A 2802-nucleotide genomic window follows, 5' to 3' on the forward strand; every position below is an offset into this window, starting at 1 on the left:
CTTTCATCATCACTTAATTCCTTTATCTGGAGTTCGTATATTTTATCTCCTAATAATAGATAATATCTCTCATTTTTCCTTATGATAACACTTTGCACATTATCTTTATCAATTTTACTTAAGTGATGATGAAAGAAATTCTAAAGATAGCCTTAGGTTACAGTCAGCATTAGAACTCCTATTAAAGGAAGAAGAGAAGATACTAAACTCTGGATATTTAGGAGAAATATTCACTGTTGGAAAAATAATGAAGAAAGGAATTGTAACTAACGTAATGATAAGTTTTGCTAACGCCAAACCAATATTACCCTTGAAACCTGAAGTTAAAGTTAGATTATTGAATAAATCTGACGATATTTGTATTTTTGTTTCAGAGGATGATAAAGATAATTTATATGCAGTGTCTTCGTGCCAATATCAATTAGAAAAAGACAATTTATATGTATATAAGGGGGAGAACGCTTTTGAAAAAATTAATCAACCTTAACTTTTAAGGGCCAATCAAAGCTCACTATCTTAGCCTTAGCACCGGGTCTAACATTACCATCTGCATAACATAGTAAACCTCCTTTTGCGTTCTTAAACCTTATGAGTGCTATATAGACAGGGTTTTGAAGCTTATTTCCTTCATCGTCTTTGTAGATGATTGTGTATGAGTCAACGTATACTTCATTAGCGTCTATTTCAACATAATTCTCTATCTTAATGAAACATTCCTCGCAATATAGTCTAGCTGGAACAAATACTTTTCCACACTTAGGACATTTACTTCCTATTATCTTGTTTTGCTTTAAACCATTGAAGAATTGCTCTCCTGCAGGTCCCACTGTATACTCATACTTTTCAACTTCCATAACGTCGTACCATCTTAGCAACTTTCCATCTCTACCAACTTTTTCCCAAGACATTTATATCACCTTAAAACATTGAATATCTTCTATGCTTCCTTTTCTTTCTTCTTTAGGTTTCCAAACTGCCTTAACTCTCTTCCCAATAATATTCATATTCTTTACCTCTTCATACGATGTACATATTCTATGAAATATCCCTGGAAATACGAAATCTCTATCCGTAGATGGGAATAGTCTAATAACACCGACAATTTCAGGCTCTTCAAGTTTAGCTCTGGTCCAACTTATGAAACTAGCAACGGCCGTCATTACTATTCCCTCATCCTTTACTTCAACCCACTCATCCGTAGGTCTGAAGCATTCTTCACAGTACATTTTTGGAGGGACGTAAATTTTACCGCAATTATTACATTTCCTACCATAAATTTTACCTTCTTTAAGACCTAACAAGTATTTGCTTTGAGCCTGTCCAGCAGTGTATGCGTATTTAGCATTAGGCTTATATGAGATAACCATATGTTTATTCAATTCTTCTTATTTTAATGGAGTAACCATCTTTATCACCTCAATTGCGTAAAACTATCACAGTTCCTGCTTGCATTAAATCTCCCCAAGCTTGAGCCAATCCAGTATGAACTGGTCTCTTAACTTGCATTTTTCCGGCTGTTCCCTTAAGTTGCCAATAAATACTAATTACTTTCATAAGTCCAGCAGCTGCTATTGGGTTACCTACTCCTAATAAACCTCCACTTGGACTACTCGGTATATCTCCATCAATATCAAATACTCCTTCCTTTAACAGTTTTGGCGCTTCGCCTTTCTTAGCTAGTAATAATCCCTCTAAATGATGAAGTTCTTTGTAATCAAATGGATCATAAGGCTCTACCACATCAATCTCTTTATCTGGTCTTTCAATCCCAGCCATTTTGTACGCCATTCTTGCGGCGAACTCAACATATCTAGGATAAGCTAAGTCTCTACCAGGCCATTCAGTATTATCTAGCGTCCAACCAACTCCTTCCACCCATATTGGAGTGTCTGTATATCTCCTAGCCACGTCCTCTGAAGTCATAACTATTGCGGCTCCTCCATCACTCACTGGGCTTACGTCAAGAAGCTGTACTGGCCATACTAATACCTCGCTGTTTAAAACATCTTCAACAGTTATGTTAGCCCCTAACTGGGCATAAGGATTATTTATAGCATTCCTCTTATTTTTAACTGACACTAAAGCTATCTCCTCTTTCTTTATTCCGTATTTAGCCATGTATCTATGCATTTCCATCGCGAAGATCCATATTAAATTGGGATTTAACGGTTTTTCTAAAATAGGATCCCAAATGTATCTAAAAACTGCTTGGGGATGAGGTCTATCTGGACTCATTTTTTCTTCAGCTACTGCTAAGACTTTTTGGCATAACCCACTAGCTACGTGATACCAGCCTGCAATAGCTGTCATTACTCCAGTAGCTCCTCCCACAAAAACTCTGCTAACTGGTTTTTTTATTCCACCGGAGCCATGGGCTAAGTACTCTCCTTTAAGATGCACACCGTCAAATGCATCTGGAGCACTACCAATAACCACACAGTCTATATCTTTTAATTCTAACCCAGCCTCTTCTAAAGCCTTGTTAGAGGCTTCCCACGCAATTTCTTGAGGTGTTTCCAGCAATCTTCTTCTAAATAGCGTCATTCCAGCTCCAATAATTGCTACTCTTTTATTAAGGTGGATATTTACCTTCATGGCTTCTCCACCACCAACACACTACCAGTGAAAGTTGGAATTCCCCTCCATGAGGCAACTAATACCTTCTCACCTTTACCTTGTCTAATATAATCTATTGCATCTAGAAGTAAAGAGAAACCAGAGGCTTCTAGTGGAACACCCTTAGCTAAATGTCCACCAAATGGATTTACTGGAATCTCACCTTGAGGCGAAAAATTTCCCTCT

General features: G+C 37.2%; 4 protein-coding genes and 1 pseudogene. 1 reads left to right on the forward strand and 4 read right to left on the reverse strand.

All coding sequences use genetic code 11. The features are described 5' to 3' along the window. The first annotated feature begins 247 nt into the window (after positions 1 to 247). Positions 248 to 487 carry a hypothetical protein gene (locus DMP16_RS08970; protein ID WP_143577124.1) on the forward strand — a complete coding sequence of 80 codons (240 nt, stop codon included), beginning with the start codon at positions 248 to 250 and terminating at the stop codon, positions 485 to 487. On the opposite strand, the gene DMP16_RS08975 is transcribed toward DMP16_RS08970, so the two are convergent. From DMP16_RS08975 to DMP16_RS08990, 4 genes and pseudogenes are all read right to left on the reverse strand, one after another. Continuing rightward, positions 474 to 908: a Zn-ribbon domain-containing OB-fold protein gene (locus DMP16_RS08975; RefSeq protein WP_069283340.1), complete on the reverse strand. Its 435-nt coding sequence runs from the start codon at positions 906 to 908 to the stop codon at positions 474 to 476. The genes DMP16_RS08970 and DMP16_RS08975 overlap by 14 nt on opposite strands. After that, on the reverse strand, positions 909 to 1367 hold the full coding sequence (locus tag DMP16_RS08980; protein ID WP_255446855.1) for a Zn-ribbon domain-containing OB-fold protein: 459 nt from the start codon (positions 1365 to 1367) through the stop codon (positions 909 to 911). A gap of 49 nt (positions 1368 to 1416) precedes the next feature. Then, positions 1417 to 2595, reverse strand: a complete 1179-nt coding sequence (locus DMP16_RS08985; RefSeq protein ID WP_069283337.1) for a thiolase domain-containing protein — start codon at positions 2593 to 2595, stop codon at positions 1417 to 1419. Next, a pseudogene (locus DMP16_RS08990) lies at positions 2592 to 2802 on the reverse strand (thiolase domain-containing protein); the annotation flags it as partial. The pseudogene DMP16_RS08990 and the gene DMP16_RS08985, both read right to left, overlap by 4 nt.

Source organism: Sulfolobus sp. B1, assembly GCF_007050195.1.
Lineage (GTDB): Archaea > Thermoproteota > Thermoprotei_A > Sulfolobales > Sulfolobaceae > Saccharolobus.